The following is a 25,963-nucleotide window of genomic DNA, read 5'->3' on the forward strand; positions in this document are numbered from 1 at the left end:
TGCTCGCCTGGTGTGGGGCGATGTGGTTCCGCACCGGTCCGTATCCGACAGTTCGACATCCGAGGTGACGTAGGCGTGGCTCTTCCGCCCCTTACCCCTGAACAGCGCGCAGCCGCGCTCGAAAAGGCCGCCGCGGCTCGCCGGGAGCGGGCCGAGGTCAAGAATCGACTCAAGCACTCCGGCGCTTCGCTCCATGACGTGATCAAGCAGGGTCAGGAGAACGACGTCATCGGGAAGATGAAGGTCTCCGCCCTCCTCGAATCGCTGCCCGGCGTGGGCAAGGTCCGCGCCAAGCAGATCATGGAGCGGCTCGGGATCTCCGAGAGCCGTCGCGTGCGGGGCCTCGGCTCCAATCAGATCGCTTCGCTGGAGCGTGAGTTCGGCGGCGGTGGCGCCTGACGTTTCCGGGCACCTCCGGAAACCTGGATAATCGCCGCATGGCAGCAGACGTACGACCGCGGCTGACCGTGCTCTCCGGCCCCTCCGGGGTCGGCAAGAGCACGGTCGTCGCCCATATGCGCAAGGTCCACCCCGAGGTATGGCTCTCGGTGTCGGCCACCACCCGGAAGCCGCGCCCCGGTGAACGCCACGGCGTCCAGTACTTCTTCGCCACCGACGACGAGTTCGACAAGTCGGTGGCCAACGGGGAGCTGCTGGAGTGGGCCGAGTTCGCGGGCAACCGGTACGGCACCCCGCGCCAGGCGGTGCTGGACCGGCTGGCCGCGGGGGAGCCCGTACTCCTGGAGATCGACCTCCAGGGCGCCCGGCAGGTCAAGGAGTCGATGCCGGACTCCCGGCTGGTCTTCCTGGCCCCGCCGAGCTGGGACGAACTGGTGCGCAGACTCACCGGGCGGGGCACCGAGTCGCCCGAGGTGATCGAGCGCAGGCTGGCCGCGGCGAAGGTGGAGCTGGCCGCCGAGTCGGAGTTCGACACGACGCTGGTCAACACCTCGGTCGAGGACGTCGCGCGCGAGCTGCTAGCCTTGATGAACGTCGCATGATCTTTTGTCGGTTTCCGGGTGGATCCAACGGACTCGCCCGGCTTGGCCGGCCCGGCAGCGGTCCACGCTCCGACCAGCGGTCCACGCTCCGACAGCGCGCGACCAGCAGTTTTTCCCTGAATTTTCTTCGGAAGGCAAGAGAAGTGTCCTCTTCCATCACCACGCCCGAGGGCATCATCAACCCGCCGATCGATGAGCTGCTCGAAGCCACGGACTCGAAGTACAGCCTCGTGATCTACGCGGCCAAGCGCGCGCGCCAGATCAACGCGTACTACTCGCAGCTCGGCGAGGGCCTGCTCGAGTACGTCGGTCCGCTCGTGGACACCCACGTCCACGAGAAGCCGCTCTCGATCGCGCTGCGCGAGATCAACGCGGGTCTGCTGACCTCCGAGGCCATCGAGGGCCCGGCCCAGTAGGCGGTTACCCGGCACACGGCACACGCTTTCGCACCACGGGCCCGGCGGCATGGTCGCCGGGCCCGTGGTTTCGTATGTGGGTGTGTAAGTGTCGCTGAGTGTGTAAGTGTCGCTGAGCCGTGTGCCATGTGCACACATCGGAGGGGAGAGCACGGTGGGGACATCGGAGACGGACGCGGTGGAGCGGGGCCGGGAGCCGGGGCGGGGCGGGGCCGGCCGGCCGAAGGTGGTGCTGGGGGTCGCCGGGGGGATCGCCGCGTACAAGGCGTGCGAGCTGCTCCGCCGACTGACCGAATCCGGCCATGATGTGCGCGTGGTGCCGACCGCTTCGGCGCTCCACTTCGTCGGCGCGGCGACCTGGTCCGCGCTCTCCGGGAACCCCGTCGCCACCGAGGTCTGGACCGACGTCCACGAGGTGCCGCACGTACGGATCGGACAGGGCGCCGATCTCGTCGTGGTCGCCCCGGCCACCGCCGACCTGCTCGCCAAGGCGGCCCACGGCCTCGCGGACGACCTGCTCACCAACACGCTCCTCACCGCCCGCTGTCCGGTCGTCTTCGCCCCCGCCATGCACACCGAGATGTGGGAGCACCCCGCCACCCAGGAGAACGTCGCGACGCTGCGGGCCCGGGGCGCCGTCGTCGTCGAGCCCGCCGTGGGCCGCCTCACGGGCGTCGACACCGGCAAGGGCCGGCTGCCCGACCCGGACGAGATCTTCCAGCTCTGCCGCCGCGTCCTGGCCCGTGGCGTCCCCGCCCCCGACCTGGCCGGACGCCATGTGGTGATCAGCGCCGGCGGTACCCGCGAGCCGCTCGACCCGGTCCGCTACCTGGGCAACCGCTCCTCGGGCAAGCAGGGGTACGCCCTGGCCCGTACCGCCGTGGCCAGAGGCGCCAGGGTCACCCTCGTGGCGGCGAACACGGGGCTGCCGGACCCGGCCGGCGCCGACGTGGTGCACGTCGGTACGGCGGTCCAGCTCCGCGAGGCCGTCCTGAAGGCCGCCCCGGACGCCGACGCCGTGGTCATGGCGGCGGCCGTGGCCGATTTCCGCCCCGCCGTCTACGCCGAGGGCAAGATCAAGAAGAAGGACGGCGAGGAGCCCGCGCCGGTCGCCCTGGTCCGCAACCCGGACATCCTCGCGGAGGTCGCCGCCGAGCGCCCGCGCCCCGGGCAGGTCGTCGTGGGCTTCGCAGCCGAGACGGACGACGTCCTGGCCAACGGGCGCCGCAAGCTGCGGCGCAAGGGGTGCGACCTGCTCGTCGTCAACGAGGTCGGCGACCGGAAGGCCTTCGGCGCGGAGGAGAACGAGGCCGTCGTCCTCGCGGCGGACGGCGCGGAGACCCCCGTACCGTACGGCCCGAAGGAGGACCTGGCCGACACGGTCTGGGACCTCGTGGCCCCCCGGCTGCTGTCCGAAACCCAGCACCGGAGCTGAGGCGCGGATCGCCCGTACGAGCTCCTCGGGGACACCGGATTGACGCGATTCACCCCCATAGGTACTCCTTGCTCCTCCGGTGGGGCTTCTGTCACACCTTTCCGGCGCCTCTGGCCAGGGGCGATCCGGGTGGCGCATAATGCTGGATCGCGTCCGCGGGGGCTCCACAGATCGAGACACTTGCCCCCGTGGCCCGATTCGACCGATAAAGTGGTCGAGGAACGTCGCGGGGCGTGCAGCGCCCCGTACGGTCCGCCAATGATCAGCCAGCAGCCGCTGCAACCTCAGGGAGCGATGTGTCCCGCCGTCTCTTCACCTCGGAGTCCGTGACCGAAGGTCACCCCGACAAGATCGCCGACCAGATCAGCGACACCATTCTCGACGCGCTCCTCCAGGAGGACCCGTCCTCCCGTGTCGCCGTGGAGACCTTGATCACCACCGGGCTGGTGCATGTCGCCGGAGAGGTGACCACCAAGGCGTACGCGCCGATCGCCCAGCTCGTGCGGAACAAGATCCTGGAGATCGGCTACGACTCGTCGAAGAAGGGCTTCGACGGCGCTTCCTGCGGTGTCTCGGTCTCCATCGGCGGCCAGTCGGCCGACATCGCCCAGGGCGTCGACACGGCCTACGAGAAGCGCGTCCAGGGCGCCGAGAGCGACGGCGAGGGCGACGAGCTCGACAAGCAGGGCGCCGGCGACCAGGGCCTCATGTTCGGGTACGCCTGCGACGAGACCCCCGAGCTGATGCCGCTCCCGATCCACCTCGCGCACCGGCTCTCGCGCCGCCTCTCCGAGGTCCGCAAGAACGGCACCATCCCCTACCTGCGCCCCGACGGCAAGACGCAGGTGACCATCGAGTACGACGGCGACAAGGCCGTACGCCTCGACACGGTCGTCGTCTCCTCGCAGCACGCGTCCGACATCGACCTGGACTCGCTGCTCGCCCCCGACGTCCGCGAGTTCGTCGTCGAGCATGTGCTCCAGGAGCTGGTCGACGACGGCATCAAGCTGGACACCGAGGGGTACCGCCTGCTGGTCAACCCGACCGGGCGGTTCGAGATCGGCGGCCCGATGGGCGACGCCGGACTCACCGGCCGCAAGATCATCATCGACACCTACGGCGGCATGGCCCGCCACGGCGGCGGTGCCTTCTCCGGCAAGGACCCGTCCAAGGTCGACCGCTCGGCCGCGTACGCCATGCGGTGGGTCGCCAAGAACGTCGTCGCGGCGGGCCTCGCCGCCCGCTGCGAGGTCCAGGTCGCGTACGCGATCGGCAAGGCCGAGCCGGTCGGCCTCTTCGTGGAGACCTTCGGCACCGCCACGGTCGACTCCGAGAAGATCGAGCAGGCCATCGCCGAGGTCTTCGACCTCCGTCCGGCCGCCATCATCCGCGACCTCGACCTGCTCCGCCCGATCTACGCCCAGACGGCGGCGTACGGCCACTTCGGCCGCGAACTCCCCGACTTCACCTGGGAGCGCACCGACCGCGTCGACGCGCTGCGCACGGCCGCGGGCCTCTGAGCCCGGACCGCCGGGCAGCCACTGGTTCGGACTGATGGGGGAGGCCCCGGGTACCGCTGTCGCGGTACCCGGGGCCTCTTCGTATGCGCGGCGCGTGTCGTACCCGTACGTACGTATCCGTGGCCACCCCGTGTGTCAGAAGGGGACGGAGGCTTCGGGCGGGGGGACGGTGCCCGGTCCCGCGCCGTTCATCGAGGGGGAGCCGGCCGGTCCTGCCGGGCCCGGCGGCCCGGGGGTCTCGGGGGCTCCGTCGTCGTCCGGACCGGGGCCTGGCGGGTACGGAGCGCCGAAGCGCCGGCGGATCTGCTCCGACTGGTCCCCGTCCAGATAGTCGAACGTGCCGGCCAGGAAATCGGCGACCATGCGGCTCGTCCCGTCCTCCGGTGAGAGCCCCGCTGCCTCCAGCAGCTCCCCGAGCGCGTGCGCGACCCGGCCTTCCGGGGGCGGGCCCGCGGGGGACGGCTCAGGGGCGGCGGGCCAGAGGGTGTCCCCGCCCGGATCCTCCGGGGGCGGCGGCCACGGTACGAGGTGCCGGAGCCGCTCCGAGACATCCGTGTCGTTGGCGGCCGAGGTGAGCTGGGCGAGCAGGCCGAGATCCTTGACGGTCTTGTCGATCTGCTCCTCGTTGCGGTGCAGCCACCACACGACCGCGCTGCCCGTGCTCCGGAGGACATCCCCGCCGAGATAGGCCCGGCGGCTCTCCTCGTACTTGCGTTCGTGCTCCCATACGGCCTCGTCCTTGCGGACGGCCGCGAGCTTGGCGAGCCGCGCGGCGTCCTCCTCGGCGAGCCCGAGGCTCACATCGAGCGCCATCGCCTGCACCCGGCCGAGGGCATCCTCCGCCATGGTGGCCAGCGCCCCGTTGAGCTCATGCTCCACGAGCGAGCTGCGGGCGGGGTGCCGCTCGGCGGTGACCCGGCTCGCCCGGGCGAGTACGGCTTCCACGGCGAGCCCGCCGGGGTTGACCGGCGGCGAACCGCTGGGCACGGAGAGCGGGCACCACCGCACGGTCGCGGAGAGCAGGAAGTCGTAGTCGTCGAGCAGGCTCGGCAGCGCCACCCCGGTGATCCGCAGTTCGCGGCGTTCCACCGGGGGCAGCGGCAGGTCGGGTTCCTGGAGGTAGCGGGGCTCGAAGGGATCCTGCCGGCGCCGTGCGAGCAGGACCGCCACCAGGACCGCCGCGGCCAGGGCGAGCGCGCCGGCCGCCCAGGCCCAGGGCGGCCAGCGCAGCGAGAACCCGGCGATGGTGAGCACCAGGCCGAAGATGAGGACGAGGAAGACCGTCACGGTCTTGTGGCCGGAGGTCATGGCGTCGGTGGCTCCGTTGTCTCGCGCGCGGACGGGTCGGGTACGGACGGGTCGGGTTCGGACGCCTTCCCTGCCCGGAAGGCGGCGGCGCGCGCGGCGGTGGCGGCGGCCCGCTGGGCGCCGCTGATCTTGTCGAGCAGCCGTTCGGGCACCGCCCTGGCCCGGCCGTGCGTCACGGGCTGCCCGGCGGCCCAGCGCGACCCGGCGTCGTACAGCGCCCCGAACCGGTCCCCGCGCAGCCCGCAGGCGGCGACGAGGACATCGAGGAACAGCTCGCCGTCCGGGGCGGGGCCGCAGGCCGCCGCCAGCCAGGAGTGGACCCGCGGGGTCCACTCCGGTGGGGGGAGGGTGCGGAACACTCTGGTCCAGCCGACGGTGAGGTCGTGCCGTACCACCGGTTCCGCGATGAGGGGCCGGGCCCGGGGGCCGGGGTCGGCGAGGGGGCCGGGCTCGGCGACGGTGAGGAAGATGCCGGCGTCCGCCTCCCAGAAGGAGGTGTGCGCGCCGGTGAGCCGGTTCAGCATCCAGCGGAGCAGCCGGGGGTCGTCCCGCAGAAGCTCCTTCAGCGCGTCGCGCGCGAGGGTGCCGGGCCGTTCGTGGCGGGCGAGATGGTGCAGGCGGACGAGGGCCGCGTGGGGATGGCGTACGGCCATGTCGGCCAGACAGACATCGACCAGCACCTGCCGCTGGGCGGTGGAGAGGCGCGGGCTGCGCGCCCAGTCGTAGATGCGCCCACGGAACCGCCGGCCGAACTCCCGGTGGTGGAGCCCGTGCCGGAGGGCGCGCGCCGCCGCGAGAAGCCGCGTCCGCTCGGCGGGGGCGCCGGTCCACCGTTCCGAGAGAGCGAGCAGATCGTCGGGGCGCCGGGCCGCCAGGGACTCCACCGCGAACCGGGAGACCAGCGCCTCCCGGTCCGGCTCGTCCAGCTCGGGCAGGGTCAGGATCTCGCCGACCCAGTCGCACAGGGCGTCCCTGAGCGCGGGGAAGTCGGCCCACACCTGGCCGCGGACGGCGGCGTCCAGATCGATTCCGGTGAACCGGACCCGGTGGTCGGCGTCCGTGTGCGCTTCGATGGCTTCGAGGCGTTCGGAGAGCGGCCGATGCCGGAGCGGAGGCCAGACCCGTACGGTCTGGTCGTCGGCGAGCAGCCGCGAGGCCGCGCTGTGTACGGCGTCGCCGCGCGCCCCGTGGAGCATGGCCGCCGCCACCAGCAGGGCCCGTGGGGCGCCCTTCGCCGTCCTGCGCAGAAGGTCCTGCGCGTCCTTGGCGCGTTCGCTCAGGGCCGCGTGGGCCTGCTCGCACCAGGAGCCGAAGGACGTGAGCGGGGCCGCTGCCGCCGCCCGGCACAGATACTGGGCGAACCGCGCCACCTCGGAGAGCGGGTATGCGGGCGCGCGTTCCAGGAACGTGACCAGGTCGGGCGGCGCGGAGTCCGCGAGCGTCGGGTCCAGGCGCGCTGCCCGCAGATGACGCTTGACGATGTCGAGTTCCTGGCCCGGGGCGCGGGAGACGACGTGGTGCAGCTCCGACATCGCGGTGGGGACGAGGTGCCGTACGCCGTGGGGCAGCACCACGACGAGAGCGGCCCGGCGCTCGGGCAGCACCGCGCGGAGGGCGGAGAGCTCGTCCCGTACGGCCGGCCACCGCCGGTCGCTCTCGTCGGCCAGATCGAGGAGCAGCCGGCCGTCCTCCTCGATCAGCTCGGGGTCGAGGGCGCGCGGGGAGTTCTCGTCGTCCTTCTCCAGCAGCACTTCGTGCATGGAGCGCCGCCCGGGGGAGGGGAGCCGGTGGAGCAGCACGCGGGCGGTCGCGCTCCGCCCGGCGCCGGCGGCTCCGTCGAGCAGGACGAGCCGGTGGTCCTCCAGGGCCTCCTGGGCCTCGACATAGCCCTCCGGTTCCACGAAGTGCTTGCGGAGCCAGTGGAGTTCGGCGTCGGCGATGGCGCGGGGGGTGCGGCCCTTGGAGTCCTCGGTCAGCGCGCCCGGAGGCAGGTGGATGTGCTGGTCGCCGGGGCCCGTGTGGATGTGTCCCCGCACTCCGTCGATCCGGGTGGTCGTGGTGCTCATCGGTCCTCGTCCCGGCGTCGGCGCTCCACGGTGTTCCCGCCCCCGTGCTGGTCCCCGGCCACGTAGGACGCGCCGTCGCCCGTCTGCTGGGGTGCGTGCTGGGCGCCCGTTCCGGTGTGGAGCGGCCCTTCCATCCTTCTGATGACCGTGCCGCCGCTCCCGGCGATGTCTCCGGTGATGTCCCTGGCCTGGATATTGGTGCCGCCGCTGATCGAGTCCATGGAGTTGCGTACGGAACCGGACGTGTCCGTGTCCTCGCCGTCCTTGCCCGCGCCTTTCGCGATCGCCTTCTCCGCCTCGGCCAGCGCCGGTACCTCTTCCGCGAGGTGGTCCCCGATGTGCCTCAGGTCCCACTCCGCGTTCTGGGTGTCGTAGCGGAGCGACTGGATCCGGGCGAGTCTGCGCAGAGCGGTGGGCAGTGTCTCGGGCCGCAGCCGCCTGGTCTCCCGGCCCACGAGGACGGGCACCACGGGAAGGGCGCAGCGGAACGCCTCCAGGATCTCCTTCCGCACCCAGTCGTCGCGCTGACGCAGACCGGGGTGCTCGGCCCACTCCCGGCCGATGACCGCGAGGAGGACGGAGCTGGTCCTGACGCCGGCCAGGAGCTTGTCGTCGTACAGCTCCGACGGCCGGATGGACGAGCTCGCCCGGAAGACGCGTCCCTTGCCGAAGCGCTCGGTGAGGGCGTTGTAGAAGGCGACCGCGGTCTCCTCCCCGTCGCCCGTTCGGTAGTTGATGAACACATCAGGCATGGTGTGGTGGGTCCTTTCTCCGGTGTACGGGGCTCTGGGAGGCAGCCGCGCGTGCCACGCGGCGCGTGCCAAGGGGCGGGGCGCGTGGTGCGGGGGCGTGGTGCCGGGGTGCTACAGAGCGAGTGCCGTGGGGGAGAGCGCGAACGCCAGCAGCGGCGCCACCTCTCGTACGGCCGGGTTCCGGGGGTGGCGGTCGAGGGCGCGGGAGAGCCTGCGGAGGTCCAGGGCGATGGTCGCCGAGGCGACGGTGTGGGCCGTGCTCAGCAGCTCCCGGGCGTGTGCGCACGCCTGGTCGATCTCGCCGGCCAGCGCGTGCGCCAGAGCGCGTCGTGCGCCATAACGTGCCTGTGTCCGCATCGCCTTCGCGGAAATGCGTTCGATCTCCTGGTCGAGAACCCGGGCGGCCTCGCTCGGCCGGCCCAGGTCGAGCAGGCACCATCCGGTCGTCATCGCAGCGGGATCGCGCAGATGCGTCGTACCCAGGACGGGCCCCGCCGGGTCCTGCTCCGCCTCGGCGCGGGCGAGCAGTCCGCGCGCCCGGTCCAGGGCGCGCAGGCACGCCGTGTCGTCACCGGCGAGCGCGTGCCCCTGGGCCTCGCGCTGGGCGGCGAGGCCGCGGATGCGGTACGGCAGCCGGTCCGAGCGCGCGCCCTGGGCCAGGGCGACCGTCCGGGCGGCGTCGCCCCGGTAGTAGGCCACCAGACCCTGACGGACCAGGGCGTACGAGGCGAGGTCGGCGTCGCCGGACTCGGCGCCGAGTTCCACCGCGTACTCCGTCCAGCGCAGCGCGGTCGCGTCCGCGCCGGCCTCCTGGGCCATCCACCCGGCGAACTCGGCGTACCGGGCGCACAGCGTGAGCAGCCCCCGGCCGGTGCGGGGGCCGGTGCGGGCGGCGAGCGCGCGCAGGGTCCGGGTCTGCTCGGCCAGGGCGGGCAGCACGGCTCCGGGCGGCGCGGCCTGCCCCACCCGGCGGAACTGGTCGAACAGAGCGGTGGACACGTCGAGCAGCGAGCCGTCCGCCAGGGCAGGAGTGGGCAGGGCGGCGGCGGGCGTGGCCGCAGCGAGCACGGAGCCGGCGCCCGCCCCCAGCACCTGGCGCCGCCCGGGCGGCGCCCACGCCGCGGGCAGGGCGCGGTCGTCCGACGCGGCGGCGGGGGAGGGGCTCAGGGCGACCGCGTCCTGGGCGGGGGGCGACGTGGCGGGCTTACCGCCGCGTGGCGTCGTCGGTACGAGGGCGATCAGCGCGCCCCGCCGGCCGAGCGCCGCGTCGCAGAGGCGGGCCAGTTCGGGGCTGGGGCGCTTCCGTCCCGTTTCGACCTTGCTGAGCTGGCTCTTGCTGTAGTGGATGGCGTTGGCGAGTCCGACGAGCGTCATTCCGGCCGCCAACCGTGCCTCCCGCAGCCTGCTGCCGAACGTGGCGGGCTCTTCCAGCATGCGGTGTCTCCCCCTGTCGTCGGTGCTGCTGTCGGTCGTCGGCTGCCAGCCTCGTGCGGGCCGGGGGACGGTCGCAAGACGGCCTGGAGGGTTTCCCGTTTCCTCTTTGGGGGGCCGGCCCGGTCCTCTTGGGGCTCGCCCGATGGGGCGCTGGCCCGTGCTGTCTTCCGTACGCCGCTGTCGGTGCCGTCTGGTAGGTATGAAGCTGTGAGCAGCGACGACGAGCGGCCTGATGAGCCTGCGGGGGGTGGGCCCGAGCAGCTTGCGTTGATTCGGGAGAGTGTGCGGAAGGCTCAGGTGCCCCGGGCCAAGCCCCGGACCTGGCGGGGGGCCGCGCTGGCGGAGGCGCTGCCGGTGGCGCGGGTGGTGGTGAACAAGGGGGTGCTCCATCTCGATCAGTTCTTCGACTACGCCGTGCCCGCGGAGCTGGACGCGGCGGCTCAGCCCGGGGTGCGGGTGCGGGTGCGGTTCGGGGCCGGGGCGCACCAGGTGCGGGGCGGGCGGCGGGAGGGCGGGCGGCTGATCGACGGGTTTCTGGTGGAGCGGCGCGCGGAGTCGGATTACGCGGGGCCGCTCGCGGCGCTGGCGGGTGTCGTCTCCAGTGAGCCGGTGCTCGGCCCTGAGCTGCTGGGTCTCGCGCGGGCGGTCGCCGACCGGTACGCGGGGAGCCTCGCTGACGTCCTCCAGCTCGCCGTTCCGCCACGGAACGCGCGGGCCGAGGCGAAGCCCTCGCCGGAGCCCGCCCCGCCGCCCCCTGTGCCGGAGCCGGGGAGCTGGGAGCGGTATGGGAACGGGCCGGCGTTTCTGGGGGCGCTCGCGGGGGGCGGGGCGCCCCGGGCGGTGTGGACCGCGCTGCCGGGGGAGCGGTGGGCGGACGAGGTGGCGCGGGCCGTGGGCGCGACGCTCGCCTCGGGGCGCGGCGCGCTGGTCGTCGTCCCGGACGGGCGGGCCGCCGGGCGGGTCGACGCGGCGCTGACGGCGCTGCTCGGCACCGGGCGGCACGCGCTGCTGACGGCGGAGGCGGGGCCCGAGAAGCGGTACCGGGAGTGGCTGGCGGTGCGGCGCGGCGCGGTGCGGGCCGTCGTCGGCACCCGGGCCGCGATGTTCGCTCCGGTACGGAACCTGGGGCTGGTGGTCATCTGGGACGACGGCGACGCCAGCCACAGCGAGCCGCACGCCCCGCAGCCGCACGCCCGCGAGGTGCTGCTGCTGCGGGCCGCACACGACCACTGCGGTTTCCTGCTGGGCGGTACGGCGTGCACGGTCGAGGCGGCCCAGCTCGTCGCGACCGGCTGGGCGCTGCCCCTCGCCGCCGACCGGGAGCGGGTACGGGCCGCCGCCCCCCTGGTCCGCACCATCGGCGACGGCGAGCTGGCCCGGGACGAGGCCGCCCGCGCCGCCCGGCTGCCCAGCCTCGCCTGGGGGGCCGTCAGGGACGGGCTGAAGAGCGGCCCGGTGCTGGTGCAGGTGCCCCGGCGGGGTTACGTACCCCGGCTGGCCTGCGTGCTGTGCCGTACGCCCGCCCGCTGCCGGCAGTGCGCGGGGCCGCTGGAGGCGCCGGGGGAACGGGAGCTGCGGTGCGGGTGGTGCGGGCGCGAGGAGTCCGACTGGCACTGCGCGGCCTGCGGGAGCCCCCGGCTGCGGGCCCGGATCGTCGGGGCCCGGCGCACGGCGGAGGAGCTCGGCCGGGCGTTCCCGGCCGTCCCGGTCCGTACGTCGGGCCGGGACCATGTGCTCGACTCCGTGCCGGGCCGGCCCGCGCTCGTGGTGAGCACCCCGGGCGCCGAACCGGTCGCCGAGGGCGGGTACGCGGCGGCACTGCTGCTCGACGGCTGGGCCATGCTCACCCGCCCCGACCTGCGCGCCGGAGAGGAGGCGCTGCGCCGCTGGATCCACGCGGCCGCCCTGGTACGGGGCCAGGCCGAGGGGGGCACGGTGGTCGTGGTCGCGGAGCCGACGCTCCGCCCGGTGCAGGCGCTGGTCCGCTGGGACCCGGTGGGCCACGCGCGGCGCGAACTCGCCGAGCGGACCGAGCTGGGCTTCCCGCCGGTCTCCCGGATGGCCTCGGTGGCCGGGTCGGCGGAGGCGGTGGGGGCGTTTCTCGCCTCGGCCGAACTGCCGCCGGACGCCGAGGTGCTGGGGCCCGTACCGCTGGCGCCCGGGGACCCGGGACGACCGCGCAGGCCGGGCGACCCGCCGCCGGGGGAGCGCTGGGAGCGCGCCCTGCTGAGGGTGCCGCCGGGCAGTGGCGCCGCGCTGGCAGGGGCCCTGAAGGCGGCGCAGGCGGCGCGGCTCTCGCGGGGCGGCGGTGATCCCGTACGGGTGAGGATCGACCCCCCCGACATCGGGTGATCCCTGACATCCGGTCAAGGGGAGGAGCGTTCTTCGGCGGAGGAGCGCCCCCTGGCATCGGGTCAAGGGGAGGAGTGCCCCTGGCGGAGGAGCGCCCCTGGCATCGGGTGGGAGCCGTCGGGTGAGGGGAGCGGGCGGGAGGGGCGGTGCGGCCGGGCGGCTGTCGGCCGCACCGCGCTCCGTGGCCCGTACGCGCGGACATGGGGGTGGGGTCGCGCGTACGGGCGGCTCCTCGGCGGGACGGGGCTCAGGCGTCAGCCGCTGCGCGGGCCGGGGAAGGCGTTCGGGCGGCCCTCCTCACGGAGCGCGGCCACCCCCGCCGGGGGAAGCCCCGCCGACGGCTGCGGCGGCATCGACCGGGCCGCGGGCACCGCCGGTACGGTGCCCGCCGCGCCCGGCAGCGGGGAGCGGGCCGCGCCCTGGTCCTGGCCGAGGCGGCCCTGCGCGCGCTCCGCCTCGGCCACGGCGGACTGCCGCTCGGCGGCGCGGCGGGTACCGTAACGCCGGTGCACCGCCTGCTTGGTGACGCCCAGCGCCGAACCCACCGCGTCCCACGAGAAGCCGAGCGAGCGGTCGAAGTCGACCGCCGCGGTCACCAGCGTCTCGACGCTGTCCCTCAGCTCCTGCGCGAGGCGGACGGTCGGGGCGGGTGCCCGGCCGTAGACGACGAAGCCCGTGGAGGGGCCTGAGCGGCGGGGGCGGTAGACATTCCCCAACTGGGCGGTGAGCGTGCGCAACGCGTCCACCTGCCGCCTGACCCGCTCGATGTCCCGCACCAACAGGTGCAGACTTGCCCGGGCTTGTGCGTCGTGGGTTGCGTGGTCGGCCATGAACAAGCCTCTCGAACCGGTGTGGAAAAGGGTCCGGGCCGCACCGGTGCGGCCCGCTGGTCAATCTCTGCTTGACCAACGCGCCACCGGGCCATGTGGTCACGCCACGGAGGTGTATAGGCATATGCGCCGGGCGCGCGGGCCGTTCACGGGCCGTTGTGCGCCCCCTGGCGTACGAGCCCCCGAGCCCCGAGCCCCCGCCGGGGCCCCGGACAGCGGGCGGGAGTGCGCGGACGCGCCCTGGAGCGGACACGCCCTAGACTGGTGCGCCGCTCCCACGGGGGCGGAGGCCGGCCGGGGCGCGCCGCCGCCGTTCGGACGCCGGCCCGCCGTCCGGCCATCCGTTCCGGCGGCTCCCGCAGCCCTACAGCCGCCCCACAGCCCCACAGCCCGTCAGTTCCGAGAGTTCCGACCGTTCCGACAGTTCCGAGAGGTAGTCAGCCACCGATGAAGCTCGTCTTCGCCGGCACCCCCGAGGTCGCCGTACCCGCCCTGGACGCCCTCATCGCCTCGGAGCGGCACGATGTCGTCGCCGTCGTGACCCGGCCCGACGCGCCCGCCGGGCGCGGGCGCCGGCTCGTCGCCAGCCCGGTCGCCCAGCGCGCCGAGGAGGCGGGCATCGAGGTGCTGAAGCCGGCGAAGCCGCGCGACGAGGACTTCCTCGCCCGGCTCCGCGAGATCGGCCCGGAGTGCTGCCCCGTCGTCGCGTACGGCGCGCTGCTGCCGAAGACCGCGCTCGATGTGCCGCTCCACGGCTGGGTCAACCTGCACTTCTCGCTGCTGCCCGCGTGGCGTGGCGCGGCGCCCGTGCAGCACGCCGTCATGGCGGGGGACGAGATGACCGGGGCCGCCACCTTCCAGATCGAGGAGGGGCTCGACTCCGGGCCGGTGTACGGCGTGATCACCGAGCACGTACGTCCCACCGACACCAGCGGTGATCTGCTGACCCGGCTCGCCTTCGCCGGGGCGGGGCTGCTCTCCGCGACCATGGACGGCATCGCGGACGGCTCGCTGGTCCCGGTGGCGCAGCCCGCCGACGGGGTCTCCCTCGCGCCGAAGATCACCGTCGAGGACGCGCAGGTCGACTGGGCCGCGCCCGCGCTCCGCGTCGACCGGGTCGTCCGCGCCTGCACCCCGGCGCCCGGCGCCTGGACGCTCTTCCGGGGCGAACGGCTGAAGCTGGTCCAGGTCGCACCCGCGCCGGAGACCACCGGGCTCGCTCCCGGGGAGCCGGCCGTCGGCAAGAACTCCGTGCATGTCGGCACCGGTTCGCACGGTGTCGAGCTGCTCTGGGTCCAGCCCCAGGGCAAGAAGCCGATGCGCGCGGCCGACTGGGCCCGCGGCGTGCGGATCGCCCAGGGCGAGCGCCTGGGCTGACCCCGGGCGGTGCGTCCGGGGACGTGCGCCTGGGGGCGTGTGCCTGGGTGGGCGCCAGCGGGTGTGTCAGGGGGCGCGCCGGGGGGCGTGCGCCCGGACCTGGCCGCTCCTGACCCGTACGTACGACGGAGGAGCCGTGCTCCGCACCGTGCGGGGAAATCCGTGTGCCGCCCCGCACCGTACGGGGAAATCCGTGTGCCGCCCCGCGCCGTACGGGAAACCCGTGCACCCGGCCCGAAGCGGGCTGAACGGCCGGGTGCGGGGTGTCCCGCGTAAGGTGGGGGAGTTCGACTCTTCTCACCGCGGAGCACCTTTGAACGAGCAGGCCGGCCGCCGTCCGCCACGCCCCTCCAAGCCCTACCGCCGCCCCCAGAAGGACCCGGTGCGGCTCCTCGCCTTCGAGGCGCTGCGGGCCGTCGACGAGCGGGACGCCTACGCCAACCTCGTCCTGCCGCCGCTCCTCAGGAAGGCCCGGGAGAAGGGCGACTTCGACGCACGGGACGCGGCGCTCGCCACCGAGCTGGTGTACGGGACGCTGCGCCGCCAGGGCACGTACGACGCGATCATCTCGGCCTGCGTCGACCGGCCGCTGCGCGAGGTCGACCCGCCGGTGCTCGATGTGCTCGCGCTCGGCGCGCACCAGCTCCTGGGCACCCGGATCCCCACCCACGCCGCCGTCTCCGCCAGCGTGGACCTGGCCCGGGTGGTGCTCGGCGACGGGCGGGCCAAGTTCGTCAACGCCGTGCTCCGGAAGATCTCCAAGAGCGACCTGGAGACCTGGGTGGAACGGGTCGCCCCGCCGTACGACGAGGACGCCGAGGACCATCTCGCGGTCGTCCACTCGCACCCCCGCTGGATCGTCTCCGCGCTCTGGGACGCCCTCGGCGGCGGCCGGGCCGGCATCGAGGACCTGCTCGAAGCCGACAACGAACGCCCCGAGGTCACCCTCGTCGCCCGCCCGGGCCGCGCCACCGCCGAGGAGCTGACCGAGGCGCTCGGCGCCGACCAGGTGCTGCCGGGCCGCTGGTCGCCCCATGCCGTACGGCTCGCCGAGGGCGGTGAGCCGGGCGCCGTGGCGGCCGTACGGGAGGGCCGCGCCGGCGTCCAGGACGAGGGCAGCCAGCTCGTCGCCCTGGCCCTGGCCGCCGCCCCGCTGGAGGGCCCCGACACCCGGTGGCTCGACGGCTGCGCGGGCCCCGGCGGCAAGGCCGCGCTGCTGGCCGCCGTGGCCGCCGGGCGCGGCGCCACCCTGCTCGCCGCCGAGAAACAGCCGCACCGCGCCCGGCTGGTCGCCCGCGCCCTCGCCGGGAACCCGGGCCCCTACCAGGTGATCGCCGCCGACGGGACCCGGCCGCCCTGGCGCCCCGGCTCCTTCGACCGGGTCCTGCTGGACGTCCCTTGTTCCGGGCTCGGCGCGCTCCGCCGCCGCCCGGAGGCGCGCTGGCGGCGCCGCCCGGCCGACCTGGACGGCTTCGCGCCGCTCCAGCGCGGGCTGCTGCGGGAGGCGTTCCAGGCGGTACGGGTCGGCGGCGTCGTCGGATACGCGACCTGCTCCCCGCATCTCGCCGAGACCCGGGCGGTCGTCGAGGATGTCCTCAAGGGGCGCGGCGGCGCCCCCGTCGAGGCCGAGTGGATCGACGCCCGCCCCCTGATGCCGGGCGTCCCGGCGCTCGGCGAGGGCCCGGACGTCCAGCTCTGGCCTCATCTCCACGGCACCGACGCCATGTATCTGGCCCTGCTGCGCCGTACCGGCTGAGCGGGCGCCGGGCGGCACCTCGGGGAGCCTCCCTCCGGCGTCAAACCGATCGCTGGGTAAACCCGGATCTGTCCGGAGAAACGCGAGGATTGCGCGGACTGTGCCCATTCTCGTACGAGATCGGTCGTACCCGGGTTCCCAGGGCGGTCAGGAAGTGGCCCGGAGCATGGCAGGCTTGGCACATGGCCCAGATCAACCCCAGCATCCTCTCCGCCGACTTCTCCCGCCTCGCCGAGGAGGCCGCCGCCGTCGAAGGCGCCGACTGGCTCCACGTCGATGTCATGGACAACCACTTCGTGCCCAATCTGACCCTGGGCGTGCCCGTGGTGGAGTCGCTCGCGCGGGCCACGGAGACCCCGCTGGACTGCCATCTCATGATCGAGGAACCCGACCGCTGGGCCCCGCGGTACGTCGAGGCCGGGGCGGGCTCGGTGACCTTCCACGCGGAGGCCGCCGCCGCCCCGGTACGGCTGGCGCGGGAGATCAGGGCCAAGGGCGCGCGGGCTTCGATGGCGCTGAAGCCGGCGACGCCCGTCGAGCCGTACGAGGACCTGCTCCCCGAACTCGACATGCTGCTGATCATGACGGTGGAGCCGGGCTTCGGCGGGCAGGCGTTCCTGGACATCATGCTGCCGAAGATCCGCCGCACCCGTGAGCTGATCTCCAAGCACGGCCTCGAACTCTGGCTCCAGGTCGACGGCGGGGTCTCCGCGACCACCATCGAGCGGTGCGCCGAGGCCGGCGCGGACGTCTTCGTCGCCGGGTCCGCGGTGTACGGGGCGGACGACCCGGCGGCGGCGGTACGGATGCTGCGGAACCAGGCGGCCGAGGCCACCGCGACGGCCGCCTGGGCCTGTGGCCACTGAGCGCAGCGGCACCGTGGCGAACCGTCCGCGCAGGGCGACAGGTGAGCCACAGGAACATGAACGGGGCCTTCCGGGGCCGATCAAGGACCGCTGGATCTGACAGGATGAACAGCGAGCCCAGAGTGTGAACAAAGGTGAGGAGATCGGGGTGCCTGGTATCTCGGCGGGTCGTCCGGCACTGCGGATGGGACCCGCGGAGCTGGTGCAGGCGGCGGCCATGGCCCGCCGTTTCTACCTGGAGGGCAAGTCCAAGATCCAGATCGCCGAGGAGTTCGGCGTCAGCCGCTTCAAGGTGGCCCGGGTCCTGGAGACCGCGCTGGAGCGCGACCTCGTACGGATCGAGATCCGTGTCCCCTCCGAGCTGGACGCGGAGCGCTCCGACGCCCTGCGCGCCCGCTACGGCCTGCGGCACGCGGTCGTCGTGGAGTCCCCGGCGGAGGGCGAGGACGAGTCGCCCGACCCGGAGAACCTCGGGGAGGTCGCCGCCGAACTCCTCGGCGAACTGGTGGTCGAGGGCGATGTCCTCGGCCTCGCCTGGGGCCGTTCCACCATCCACATGGCCGCCGCCCTCGACCGGCTGCCGCCCTGTACGGTCGTCCAGCTCACCGGGGTGTACGACGCGGGCACCGCCGAGCGCGGCTCGGTGGAGGCCGTACGGCGCGCCGCCCAGGTATCCGGCGGCGAGGCGCACCCCATCTACGCCCCGATGCTGCTGCCCGACCCGGCCACCGCCGCCGCGCTGCGGAGCCAGACCGGGATCGCGCGCGCCTTCGAGTACTTCGACAAGGTGACCGTCGCCGCGGTCTCCATCGGCTCCTGGGAGCCCGGGATCTCCACCGTCCACGACATGATCACCAAGGAGGAGCGCGCCCACTACGCCTCGCTGGGCGTCGCCGCCGAGATGTCCGCGCACCTCTTCGACGCCGAGGGCCGCAGAGTCGGCCGTGACCTGGGCGAACGGTGCATCACCGTGGAGGCCGACCGGCTGCGCAGGATCCCGGAGGTGGTGGCGATCGCGGGCGGGCTCCGCAAGGCCGAGGCGATCGGGGCCGTACTCCGCTCCGGACTGGTCACCAGCCTGGTCACGGACACGGCGGCGGCGGACTTCCTGCTGACGGAGTTCACCCCGGCGCCGCACCCGGCGCTGGAGCGTGCCGACCCGGACGACGACTGAGGACCGGGGCCGAGGGCTGAGGGCCGAGGGCTGAGAGGCGAGGGCTAAGGGGCGAGGGCTAAGGGGCCGAGGGCCGAGGAGGCCGCGGACCAGCGCCGCTCCCGTCTCGTGGTCCCCTTTCGGAGGATGCTTCGAAGAGCGTCCCGGGCCCTCGGCGGAACGTACAGAGCCGCCCGTCACGTTCGCCAGAACACCGCCGGATCGGTGATGATGGCGTAGGAGCCGCAGCCGGGCCCGCCCGGGCGCCGCGCTGACTCCCCACCCGCCCCTCAAGCGAAACAGCAGGTGAGAGAGTCAGTATGCGTTTCCTCAACGACGTCACGCCCGCGTACGACCTGACGTACGACGATGTCTTCATGGTGCCGAGCCGCTCCGCCGTCGGCTCCCGGCAGGCCGTGGACCTCGCCTCGCCGGACGGTACGGGCACCACCGTGCCGCTCGTCGTCGCGAACATGACCGCGATCGCGGGCCGCCGGATGGCCGAGACCGTCGCCCGGCGCGGCGGGCTCGTGGTGATCCCGCAGGACATCCCGATCGAGGTCGTCACCGACGTCATCTCCTGGGTCAAGACGCGCCATCTGGTCCTCGACACGCCCATCGTGCTGTCCCCGGTCCAGACCGTCGGCGACGCGCTCTCCCTGCTGCCCAAGCGGGCCCACGGCGCCGGGGTCGTGGTCGACGGCGACCACCGTCCGGTCGGCATCGTCACGGAGCACGACCTGAGCGGCGTCGACCGCTTCACCCAGCTCTCCGAGGTCATGTCCAGGGACCTGGTGCTGATCGCGGCGGACCTCGACCCGATCGAGGCGTTCGAGACCCTCGACACCGCCAACCGCAAGCTCGCCCCCGCCGTCGACGCCGAGGGCCGGCTCGCCGGGGTGCTCACCCGGAAGGGCGCCCTCCGCGCCACCCTCTACACCCCCGCCACCGACGCCCGGGGCAGGCTGCGGATCGCCGCCGCCGTCGGTGTCAACGGCGATGTCGCGGGCAAGGCGGCGCAGCTCCTCGACGCGGGCGTCGACACCCTCGTCGTGGACACCGCCCACGGCCACCAGGAGTCGATGATCAGCGCCGTCAAGGCGGTCCGGGCCCTGAACCCGGCGGTGCCGGTCGTCGCGGGCAACGTGGTCGCGGCGGAGGGCGTACGGGACCTGATCGAGGCCGGCGCCGACATCGTCAAGGTCGGGGTCGGCCCCGGCGCCATGTGCACCACCCGGATGATGACCGGGGTGGGGCGGCCCCAGTTCTCGGCCGTGCTGGAGTGCGCCGCCGAGGCACGGAGGCACGGCAAGCACGTCTGGGCCGACGGCGGGGTCAGGCACCCGCGCGATGTCGCGATGGCGCTCGCCGCCGGCGCCTCGAACGTCATGATCGGCTCCTGGTTCGCCGGTACCTACGAGTCCCCGGGCGACCTCCAGCAGTCCGCCGACGGGCGGCTCTACAAGGAGTCCTTCGGCATGGCCTCGGCCCGCGCCGTACGGAACCGTACGAGCGAGGAATCGGCGTACGACCGGGCCCGCAAGGCGCTCTTCGAGGAGGGCATCTCCACCTCCCGGATGTTCCTGGACCCGGCCCGCCCCGGTGTCGAGGACCTGATCGACTCCATCGTCGCCGGCGTCCGCTCCTCGTGCACGTACGCGGGCGCCAACTCCCTGGCGGAGTTCGCGGACCGGGCGATCGTCGGCGTCCAGAGCGCCGCCGGATACGCCGAGGGCAAGCCGCTGCACCATAGCTGGAACTGACGACCTGGGCTGACGGCGGGAAACCGGCCCCGGGGCATTCCCCCGGGGCCCGGACAACGAATCGCCGCCCCTGACGCCGATCACGCAACGGATCGATGGTTCGCGCGCAACGGACGTCTCTTGTCGTGCCCGAACCCCCGGCCGTACGGTCGGAGTGTCCCCCGGCGGCCCCCCGCCGGACCCCCTACGCACCCCGCCCGAGGTCAGCCATGCCCGCGCTCCGCACCGCCCTGCTCCAGAGCTCCGGAACGCCCGGTTCCGCCGCCGGCTCCCTGCGGGTCCTCGACGAGGCCGCCGGGCGCGCGGCGGCGGCCGGGGCGGGGCTGCTGGTCTGCCCCGAGATGTTCCTGACCGGGTACGCGATCGGCGACGCGGTGGCCCGGCTCGCCGAACCCGCCGACGGGCCCGGCTCCGCGGCCGTCGCCGAGATCGCCGTACGCCACGGGCTCGCGGTGCTCTACGGCTACCCCGAGCGGGCCGGGGACCGGGACGACGGCGCGGTCTTCAACTCCGCGCAGTTGATCGGACCCGACGGCGCGCGCCTCGCCAACTACCGCAAGACCCATCTGTACGGCTGCTTCGAACGCACCTGGTTCACCCCCGGGGACACCCCGGTCGTCCAGGCCGAACTCGGCGGGCTGACGCTCGGGATCCTGGTCTGCTACGACGTGGAGTTCCCCGAGAACGTCCGCGCCCACGCGCTCGCCGGGACCGATCTGCTGCTCGTGCCCACCGCCCAGATGCACCCGTTCCACTTCGTCGCCGAATCCGTCGTCCCGGTCCGGGCCTTCGAGAACCAGATGTACGTGGCGTACGTCAACCGGACCGGCCAGGAGGGCGAGTTCGACTTCGTCGGGCTGAGCTGTCTCGCCGGCCCCGACGGCGCCACCCGGGTCCGCGCCGGGCGTGCCGAGGAGCTGCTGATCGGGGAGGTCGACGGGGCGCTGCTGGCCGCTTCGCGCGCGGCCAACCCGTATCTGAGCGACCGCCGCCCCGGCCTCTACACCACCCTCGGCTGACCACCCCGCCAACGGCCGGTCACCCACCCCCCCGGCCGGTCACCCGCCCACGGCGAGGCGACCGCCGCCCCACCGACCCGGTCCACCGGCCCACCGGCCGCCGACCGGCCACGGGCCGCCGACCGCGCCCGTACCCCACCCGTATCCCCACCGGTACCCGCCTGTGTACCCGCGCCCGCGAGGAGTCCTTACCCCATGACGTCCACGGTGCCCACCGCCGTCCACCACACCGACGCGCAACCGCCGATCACCATGGCCGGTCCCGACTTCCCCTACGCGTACGACGACTATCTGGCCCACCCCGCCGGGCTCGGCCAGATACCCGCGACCGAGCACGGCGCCGAGGTCGCCGTCATCGGCGGCGGGCTCTCCGGTCTCGTCACCGCGTACGAACTGCTCCGCATGGGGCTCAGGCCCGTCGTGTACGAGGCCGACCGGATCGGCGGGCGGCTCCGTACCGTCGGCTTCGACGGCTGCGACCCCGGGCTCACCGCCGAACTCGGCGCGATGCGCTTCCCGCCCTCCTCCACCGCGCTCGGCCACTACATCGGCCTGACCGGCCTGGAGACCCGGCCCTTCCCCAACCCGCTCGCCCCCGGCACCCCGTCCACCGTGGTCGACCTCAAGGGCACCACCCACTACGCGCGCACCGCCGAGGACCTGCCGCCGGTCTTCCGCGAGGTGATGGACGCCTGGAACACCTGCCTGGAGGAAGGCGCCGACTTCTCCGCCATGAACCGGGCCCTGCGCGAACGCGATGTGCCCCGGATCCGGCAGATCTGGTCGAAGCTGGTCGAGAAGCTCGACAACCAGACCTTCTACGGCTTCCTCTGCGACTCCCCGGCCTTTGCCTCCTTCCGGCACCGCGAGATCTTCGGCCAGGTCGGCTTCGGCACCGGAGGGTGGGACACCGACTTCCCCAACTCCATCCTGGAGATCCTGCGCGTCGTCTACACCGAGGCCGACGACCACCACCGCGCCATCGTCGGCGGCAGCCAGCAGTTGCCCCAGCGGCTCTGGGAGCGGTCGCCCGAGAAGCTCACCCACTGGCCGGCCGGCACCTCGCTCGCCTCGCTGCACGAGGGCACGCCGCGCCCGGCGGTCACCCGGCTGCACCGTACGGCGGGCAACCGGATCACCGTGACGGACGCCTCGGGGGCGATCCGTACGTACCGCGCCGCCGTCTTCACCGCCCAGTCCTGGCTGCTGCTCTCCAAGATCGCCTGCGACGAGTCGCTCTTCCCGATCGACCACTGGACGGCGCTGGAGCGCACCCACTACATGGAGTCGTCCAAGCTCTTCGTCCCGGTCGACCGGCCGTTCTGGCTCGACGAGGCCACCGACGACCAGGGGCGGCCGACCGGGCGCGACACGATGTCGATGACGCTGACCGACCGGATGACCCGGGGCACCTATCTGCTGGACGACGGGCCCGACCGGCCCGCCGTCATCTGCCTCTCGTACACCTGGTGCGACGACAGCCTCAAGTGGCTCCCGCTCTCGCCGGAGGAGCGGATGGAGGTCATGCTCGCCTCGCTCCGCGAGATCTATCCGAAGGTCGACATCCGCAAGCACCTCATCGGCGGCCCGGTCACCGTGTCGTGGGAGAACGAACCCTGGTTCATGGGCGCCTTCAAGGCCAACCTGCCCGGCCACTACCGCTACCAGCGGCGGCTGTTCACCCACTTCATGCAGGACCGGCTCCCCGCCGACCGGCGCGGGATCTTTCTGGCCGGGGACGACATCTCCTGGACGGCGGGGTGGGCCGAGGGCGCCGTACAGACCGCGCTGAACGCGGTATGGGGCGTACTGCGCCACTTCGGCGGCACCACCGACCCGACCAACCCGGGCCCGGGCGACCTCTTCGACGAACTGGCGCCGGTGGAACTCCCGGAGAACTGAGGGGCGGGCGACGGGGGCCCGGGAACTGAGGACCCGGGACCCGGGACCCGGGATCCGGGGATCAGGCGGCGGGTTCCTTGAGATGGGCCGGGGCGAAGGCGCGCAGCGCGTGGTAGCCGGTGATCACCACGATCGTGCCGAGTGCGATGCCGCCGATCTCGAAGTTCTCCGTGACCTTGAGGCTCACCCCGCCGACCCCGATGATGATGCCCGCCGCCGTCGGCACCAGGTTGAGCGGATTGCGCAGGTCCACCCCGGCGTTGGTCCAGATCTGCGCACCGAGGAGGCCGATCATCCCGTACAGGATGACGGTGATCCCGCCGAGCACCCCGCCCGGGATCGCCGCCACGACCGCGCCGAACTTGGGGCAGAGCCCGAAGAGCAGCGCGAAGCCGGCGGCGGCCCAGTAGGCGGCGGTCGAGTAGACACGGGTCGCGGCCATGACCCCGATGTTCTCGGAGTACGTCGTGTTGGGCGGGCCGCCGACGGCGGTGGAGAGCATCGAGGCGGCGCCGTCCGCCGCGATCGCCGTGCCCAGCTCGTCGTCGAGCGGGTCGCCGGTCATCTCGCCGACCGCCTTCACATGGCCCGCGTTCTCCGCGATCAGCGCGATCACCACCGGCAGCGCCAGCAGGATCGCCGACCACTCGAAGCTCGGCCCGTGGAACTCCGGCAGCCCGACCCAGGGGGCCTTGGCGACGCCCGACAGGTCGAGCCGCCAGTGGTCGACCGCCTCGGCGCCGCCGGCGGGGGAGTGGATCCGGCCGAGGACCCGGTCGAAGAGCCAGGAGATCCCGTACCCGAAGACCAGCCCGAGGAAGATCGCGATCCGGGACCAGAAGCCGCGCAGACAGACCACGGCGAGGCCGGTGAAGACCATCACCAGCAGCGCGGTCCACTGATCCTGCGGCCAGTACGTGGCGGCCGTCACCGGCGCCAGGTTGAAGCCGATCAGCATCACCACGGCGCCGGTCACCACGGGCGGCATCGCGGCGTGGATGATCCGGGCGCCGAACCGCCGTACCGCGAGCCCGGCCAGTACGAGCACCCCGCCCACGACCAGAATCGCCCCGGTGACGGTGGCGCTGTCGCCGCCGGAGGCCCGGATGGCGGCGGCCACCCCGACGAAGGAGAGCGAGCACCCCAGATAGCTGGGCACCCGGCCGCGCGTCGCCAGCAGGAAGATCACCGTCGCGACCCCGGACATCATGATCGCGAGGTTGGGGTCGAGCCCCATCAGCACGGGAGCGACGAACGACGCCCCGAACATCGCGACCACGTGCTGGGCACCGAGTCCGGCCGTACGGGGCCACGACAGCCGCTCGTCGGGGCGGACGACGGCGCCCGGTGCGGGCGTGCGCCCGTCTCCGTGCAGGGTCCAGCGCACGCCGAGCTTCATGGGTGGGGCTCCACTTCTGGGTCGCGTCCGGTACGGTCCGGAGCCGCCCGGGGTCCGGTGCGGCCGGCGCCGGGCGCGGGGGACGCGGCGGCGGGCCGGACGGCCGGACGCCTGGCCGAAAAAGATCAGCGCCCATGGTACGTGCCGCGCCGCCACCGCCTGTTCTCCGTCCGTACGTGTGTACGCAACGGTCACCTGGGTGTGACGGCGGTTGTGCGCGGGCCCGCCGGGCCGGACCCGCCCCGGCTCCGTTCGGCCGTCGGCCCCGTACCGCCGTCGGCTCCGTACGGCCGTCAGGCCAGTGGGTCGGGGGCCGCCTTCTGGTCGCCGGTGCGCTCGCCCGCGGTGGCCCCGGCGGTCTCCCCGGTGCCGGCCCTGGAGCCCGTACGGAGCACCCCCGCCCCGACGACCAGCCCGCAGGCGAGGAAGGTGACCAGGCCGAACGAGACCACCAGTGAGGTCGCGTCGGCCACCGCGCCGATCGCCGAGGGGGCGATCAGACCGGAGGTGTACGTGATCGTCGCGACCCCCGCGATGGCCTGGCTCGCGTTGGGGCCCGAGCGTCCGGCCGCCGCGAACGCCAGCGGGACGACGACCGCCACCCCGAGCCCCAGCAGTCCGAATCCGGCCATCGCGACCAGCGGCTGGGGGGCGGCCACCACCAGCAGACCGCCCGCCGCCGCGCACACCCCGCCGGTCCGTACCGTCCGTACCGCGCCGAACCGGTCGATCACCCGGTCGCCCCCGAGCCGGGTGAGCGCCATGGTGAGCGCGAAGGCCGTCGTGGAGGCGGCGGCCACCCCCGGCGAGGTGTCCAGGACGTCCCGCAGATAGACCGCCGACCAGTCCAGGCTGGCGCCCTCCGCGAAGACCGCGCAGAACCCGACCACCCCGATCAGCAGGGCGGAGCGGGGCGGCAGCGCGAAGCGCGGCGGGGCCTCGGCCTCCGGCGCGCTCCGTACGTCCAGCACGCTCCGGCAGGCGAGCAGGCCCACCGCCGTGAGCACCAGCGCGGCGAGGAGATGGTGCAGCCGCGCGTCCGCGCCCAGATGGGCCGCGACGGCGCCGGCCGCCGAGCCGATCAGGGCGCCCGCGCTCCACATGCCGTGCAGGCTGGAGATGATCGACCGGCCCAGCCGGGTCTCGGTCTCCAGGCCGATCGCGTTCATCACCACGTCCGACATCCCGGACGAGGCGCCGTAGACGAAGAGCGCCGCACAGAGGACGAGGAGGTTCGGCGCCAGGGACGGCAGGACCAGGGAGAGCGTCCAGAGCGAGAGTAGCCCGCTCAGCGCGGCCCGGCCGCCGAAGCGGTGGCTGATGGCGCTCGCGAGGGGCATCGCCGTCACCGAACCGATGGCCGGGAAGGCGAGCGCGAGACCGAGCTGCCCGGCGCTGAGCCCGGCGTGCTCCTGGATCCAGGGGACCCGGGTGGCGAAGTTGCCGGTGACCGCGCCGTGCGCGCAGAAGACGGCGGCGATGGCGAAGCGGGCGCGCCGCAGCCCCTCCGTACCGTTGACCTCCGAAGCCCGCATGCCGTTCCGTCCTCCCTGGGGGCCGGCCCCCGCCCATGACACACCGCCTCCGGTGCGGCAGTAAATTATCAGGAACCCT

20 protein-coding genes are annotated in these 25,963 nt (G+C 73.7%); 13 read left to right on the forward strand and 7 right to left on the reverse strand.

Going from position 1 to position 25,963, the window contains the following annotated elements:
- Window positions 1-75: 75 nt before the first annotated feature.
- The 5 genes from AB0O07_RS25530 to metK all read left to right on the forward strand — a co-directional run bounded on the left by AB0O07_RS25530 (window position 76) and on the right by metK (window position 4,372).
- Window positions 76-399, forward strand: coding sequence for an integration host factor (locus AB0O07_RS25530; protein WP_329828420.1), 324 nt, complete (start codon window positions 76-78; stop codon window positions 397-399).
- Window positions 400-437: 38 nt separating this feature from the next.
- Window positions 438-1,001: a guanylate kinase gene (gene gmk, locus AB0O07_RS25535; protein WP_365637147.1), complete on the forward strand. Its 564-nt coding sequence runs from the start codon at window positions 438-440 to the stop codon at window positions 999-1,001.
- Between the two features lie 143 nt (window positions 1,002-1,144).
- Window positions 1,145-1,417, forward strand: coding sequence for a DNA-directed RNA polymerase subunit omega (gene rpoZ / locus AB0O07_RS25540; protein ID WP_003970369.1), 273 nt, complete (start codon window positions 1,145-1,147; stop codon window positions 1,415-1,417).
- A 178-nt stretch (window positions 1,418-1,595) separates the two neighbouring features.
- A complete protein-coding gene (gene coaBC / locus AB0O07_RS25545) occupies window positions 1,596-2,852 on the forward strand; it encodes a bifunctional phosphopantothenoylcysteine decarboxylase/phosphopantothenate--cysteine ligase CoaBC (protein ID WP_365637320.1) in 1,257 nt (418 codons plus the stop codon).
- Between the two features lie 296 nt (window positions 2,853-3,148).
- Window positions 3,149-4,372, forward strand: a complete 1,224-nt coding sequence (gene metK / locus AB0O07_RS25550; RefSeq protein WP_365637148.1) for a methionine adenosyltransferase — start codon at window positions 3,149-3,151, stop codon at window positions 4,370-4,372.
- A gap of 135 nt (window positions 4,373-4,507) precedes the next feature.
- Here the strand turns inward: metK and AB0O07_RS25555 are convergent, their stop codons facing one another.
- The 4 genes from AB0O07_RS25555 to AB0O07_RS25570 all read right to left on the reverse strand — a co-directional run bounded on the left by AB0O07_RS25555 (window position 4,508) and on the right by AB0O07_RS25570 (window position 9,932).
- The gene (locus tag AB0O07_RS25555) at window positions 4,508-5,680 is read right to left on the reverse strand and encodes a hypothetical protein (RefSeq protein WP_365637150.1); all 1,173 of its coding nucleotides are present in this window, start codon (window positions 5,678-5,680) and stop codon (window positions 4,508-4,510) included.
- Complete coding sequence (locus tag AB0O07_RS25560; RefSeq protein ID WP_365637153.1) at window positions 5,677-7,746, reverse strand: hypothetical protein; 2,070 nt, start codon at window positions 7,744-7,746, stop codon at window positions 5,677-5,679. Before AB0O07_RS25560 ends, AB0O07_RS25555 begins: the two co-directional genes overlap by 4 nt.
- The gene (locus AB0O07_RS25565; RefSeq protein WP_365637156.1) at window positions 7,743-8,498 is read right to left on the reverse strand and encodes a toll/interleukin-1 receptor domain-containing protein; all 756 of its coding nucleotides are present in this window, start codon (window positions 8,496-8,498) and stop codon (window positions 7,743-7,745) included. The genes AB0O07_RS25560 and AB0O07_RS25565 overlap by 4 nt, the downstream gene beginning before the upstream one ends.
- A 111-nt stretch (window positions 8,499-8,609) precedes the next feature.
- Entirely contained in the window at window positions 8,610-9,932 is a 1,323-nt protein-coding gene (locus tag AB0O07_RS25570; RefSeq protein ID WP_365637158.1) for a helix-turn-helix domain-containing protein, read from the reverse strand.
- A 207-nt stretch (window positions 9,933-10,139) separates the two neighbouring features.
- On the opposite strand from AB0O07_RS25570, the gene AB0O07_RS25575 reads away from it, so the two are divergent.
- A complete protein-coding gene (locus AB0O07_RS25575; RefSeq protein ID WP_365637161.1) occupies window positions 10,140-12,284 on the forward strand; it encodes a primosomal protein N' in 2,145 nt (714 codons plus the stop codon).
- A 254-nt stretch (window positions 12,285-12,538) separates the two neighbouring features.
- Here AB0O07_RS25575 and AB0O07_RS25580 read toward each other — a convergent pair whose 3' ends face one another.
- On the reverse strand, window positions 12,539-13,114 hold the full coding sequence (locus AB0O07_RS25580) for a hypothetical protein (protein ID WP_365637164.1): 576 nt from the start codon (window positions 13,112-13,114) through the stop codon (window positions 12,539-12,541).
- Between the two features lie 447 nt (window positions 13,115-13,561).
- Between AB0O07_RS25580 and fmt the strand changes: the two genes are divergently transcribed.
- The 7 genes from fmt to AB0O07_RS25615 all read left to right on the forward strand — a co-directional run bounded on the left by fmt (window position 13,562) and on the right by AB0O07_RS25615 (window position 22,950).
- Window positions 13,562-14,491 (forward strand): methionyl-tRNA formyltransferase, encoded by a 930-nt coding sequence (gene fmt / locus AB0O07_RS25585; protein WP_365637167.1) that lies wholly within the window; start codon window positions 13,562-13,564, stop codon window positions 14,489-14,491.
- A gap of 313 nt (window positions 14,492-14,804) precedes the next feature.
- On the forward strand, window positions 14,805-16,247 hold the full coding sequence (locus tag AB0O07_RS25590; protein ID WP_365637170.1) for a transcription antitermination factor NusB: 1,443 nt from the start codon (window positions 14,805-14,807) through the stop codon (window positions 16,245-16,247).
- Window positions 16,248-16,429: 182 nt separating this feature from the next.
- Window positions 16,430-17,113 carry a ribulose-phosphate 3-epimerase gene (gene rpe / locus AB0O07_RS25595; RefSeq protein WP_365637171.1) on the forward strand — a complete coding sequence of 228 codons (684 nt, stop codon included), beginning with the start codon at window positions 16,430-16,432 and terminating at the stop codon, window positions 17,111-17,113.
- A gap of 184 nt (window positions 17,114-17,297) precedes the next feature.
- On the forward strand, window positions 17,298-18,287 hold the full coding sequence (locus tag AB0O07_RS25600) for a sugar-binding domain-containing protein (protein WP_365637323.1): 990 nt from the start codon (window positions 17,298-17,300) through the stop codon (window positions 18,285-18,287).
- Window positions 18,288-18,586: 299 nt separating this feature from the next.
- A complete protein-coding gene (locus tag AB0O07_RS25605) occupies window positions 18,587-20,029 on the forward strand; it encodes a GuaB1 family IMP dehydrogenase-related protein (protein WP_365637173.1) in 1,443 nt (480 codons plus the stop codon).
- 209 nt (window positions 20,030-20,238) lie between these two features.
- A complete protein-coding gene (locus tag AB0O07_RS25610; protein WP_365637175.1) occupies window positions 20,239-21,048 on the forward strand; it encodes a carbon-nitrogen hydrolase family protein in 810 nt (269 codons plus the stop codon).
- Between the two features lie 195 nt (window positions 21,049-21,243).
- On the forward strand, window positions 21,244-22,950 hold the full coding sequence (locus tag AB0O07_RS25615; RefSeq protein WP_365637178.1) for an NAD(P)/FAD-dependent oxidoreductase: 1,707 nt from the start codon (window positions 21,244-21,246) through the stop codon (window positions 22,948-22,950).
- A gap of 61 nt (window positions 22,951-23,011) precedes the next feature.
- Here the strand turns inward: AB0O07_RS25615 and AB0O07_RS25620 are convergent, their stop codons facing one another.
- Window positions 23,012-24,349: a solute carrier family 23 protein gene (locus AB0O07_RS25620; RefSeq protein ID WP_365637180.1), complete on the reverse strand. Its 1,338-nt coding sequence runs from the start codon at window positions 24,347-24,349 to the stop codon at window positions 23,012-23,014.
- A 293-nt stretch (window positions 24,350-24,642) separates the two neighbouring features.
- Window positions 24,643-25,884 (reverse strand): MFS transporter, encoded by a 1,242-nt coding sequence (locus AB0O07_RS25625; protein WP_365637182.1) that lies wholly within the window; start codon window positions 25,882-25,884, stop codon window positions 24,643-24,645.
- Window positions 25,885-25,963: the final 79 nt, after the last annotated feature.

Origin of the sequence: Streptomyces sp. NPDC093085, assembly GCF_040683935.1 — a bacterium.
In the GTDB taxonomy this organism is placed as follows: domain Bacteria; phylum Actinomycetota; class Actinomycetes; order Streptomycetales; family Streptomycetaceae; genus Streptomyces.

Bases quoted from the DNA above. Each gene is read 5' to 3' on its own strand.
- gmk (WP_365637147.1), top strand. From the start codon at position 438: ATGGCAGCAGACGTACGACCGCGGCTGACCGTGCTCTCCGGCCCCTCC.
- AB0O07_RS25555 (WP_365637150.1), bottom strand. From the start codon at position 5,680: ATGACCTCCGGCCACAAGACCGTGACGGTCTTCCTCGTCCTCATCTTC.
- AB0O07_RS25560 (WP_365637153.1), bottom strand. From the start codon at position 7,746: ATGAGCACCACGACCACCCGGATCGACGGAGTGCGGGGACACATCCAC.
- AB0O07_RS25565 (WP_365637156.1), bottom strand. From the start codon at position 8,498: ATGCCTGATGTGTTCATCAACTACCGAACGGGCGACGGGGAGGAGACC.
- AB0O07_RS25570 (WP_365637158.1), bottom strand. From the start codon at position 9,932: ATGCTGGAAGAGCCCGCCACGTTCGGCAGCAGGCTGCGGGAGGCACGG.
- AB0O07_RS25580 (WP_365637164.1), bottom strand. From the start codon at position 13,114: ATGGCCGACCACGCAACCCACGACGCACAAGCCCGGGCAAGTCTGCAC.
- fmt (WP_365637167.1), top strand. From the start codon at position 13,562: ATGAAGCTCGTCTTCGCCGGCACCCCCGAGGTCGCCGTACCCGCCCTG.
- rpe (WP_365637171.1), top strand. From the start codon at position 16,430: ATGGCCCAGATCAACCCCAGCATCCTCTCCGCCGACTTCTCCCGCCTC.
- AB0O07_RS25600 (WP_365637323.1), top strand. From the start codon at position 17,298: ATGGGACCCGCGGAGCTGGTGCAGGCGGCGGCCATGGCCCGCCGTTTC.
- AB0O07_RS25605 (WP_365637173.1), top strand. From the start codon at position 18,587: ATGCGTTTCCTCAACGACGTCACGCCCGCGTACGACCTGACGTACGAC.
- AB0O07_RS25610 (WP_365637175.1), top strand. From the start codon at position 20,239: ATGCCCGCGCTCCGCACCGCCCTGCTCCAGAGCTCCGGAACGCCCGGT.
- AB0O07_RS25615 (WP_365637178.1), top strand. From the start codon at position 21,244: ATGACGTCCACGGTGCCCACCGCCGTCCACCACACCGACGCGCAACCG.
- AB0O07_RS25620 (WP_365637180.1), bottom strand. From the start codon at position 24,349: ATGAAGCTCGGCGTGCGCTGGACCCTGCACGGAGACGGGCGCACGCCC.
- AB0O07_RS25625 (WP_365637182.1), bottom strand. From the start codon at position 25,884: ATGCGGGCTTCGGAGGTCAACGGTACGGAGGGGCTGCGGCGCGCCCGC.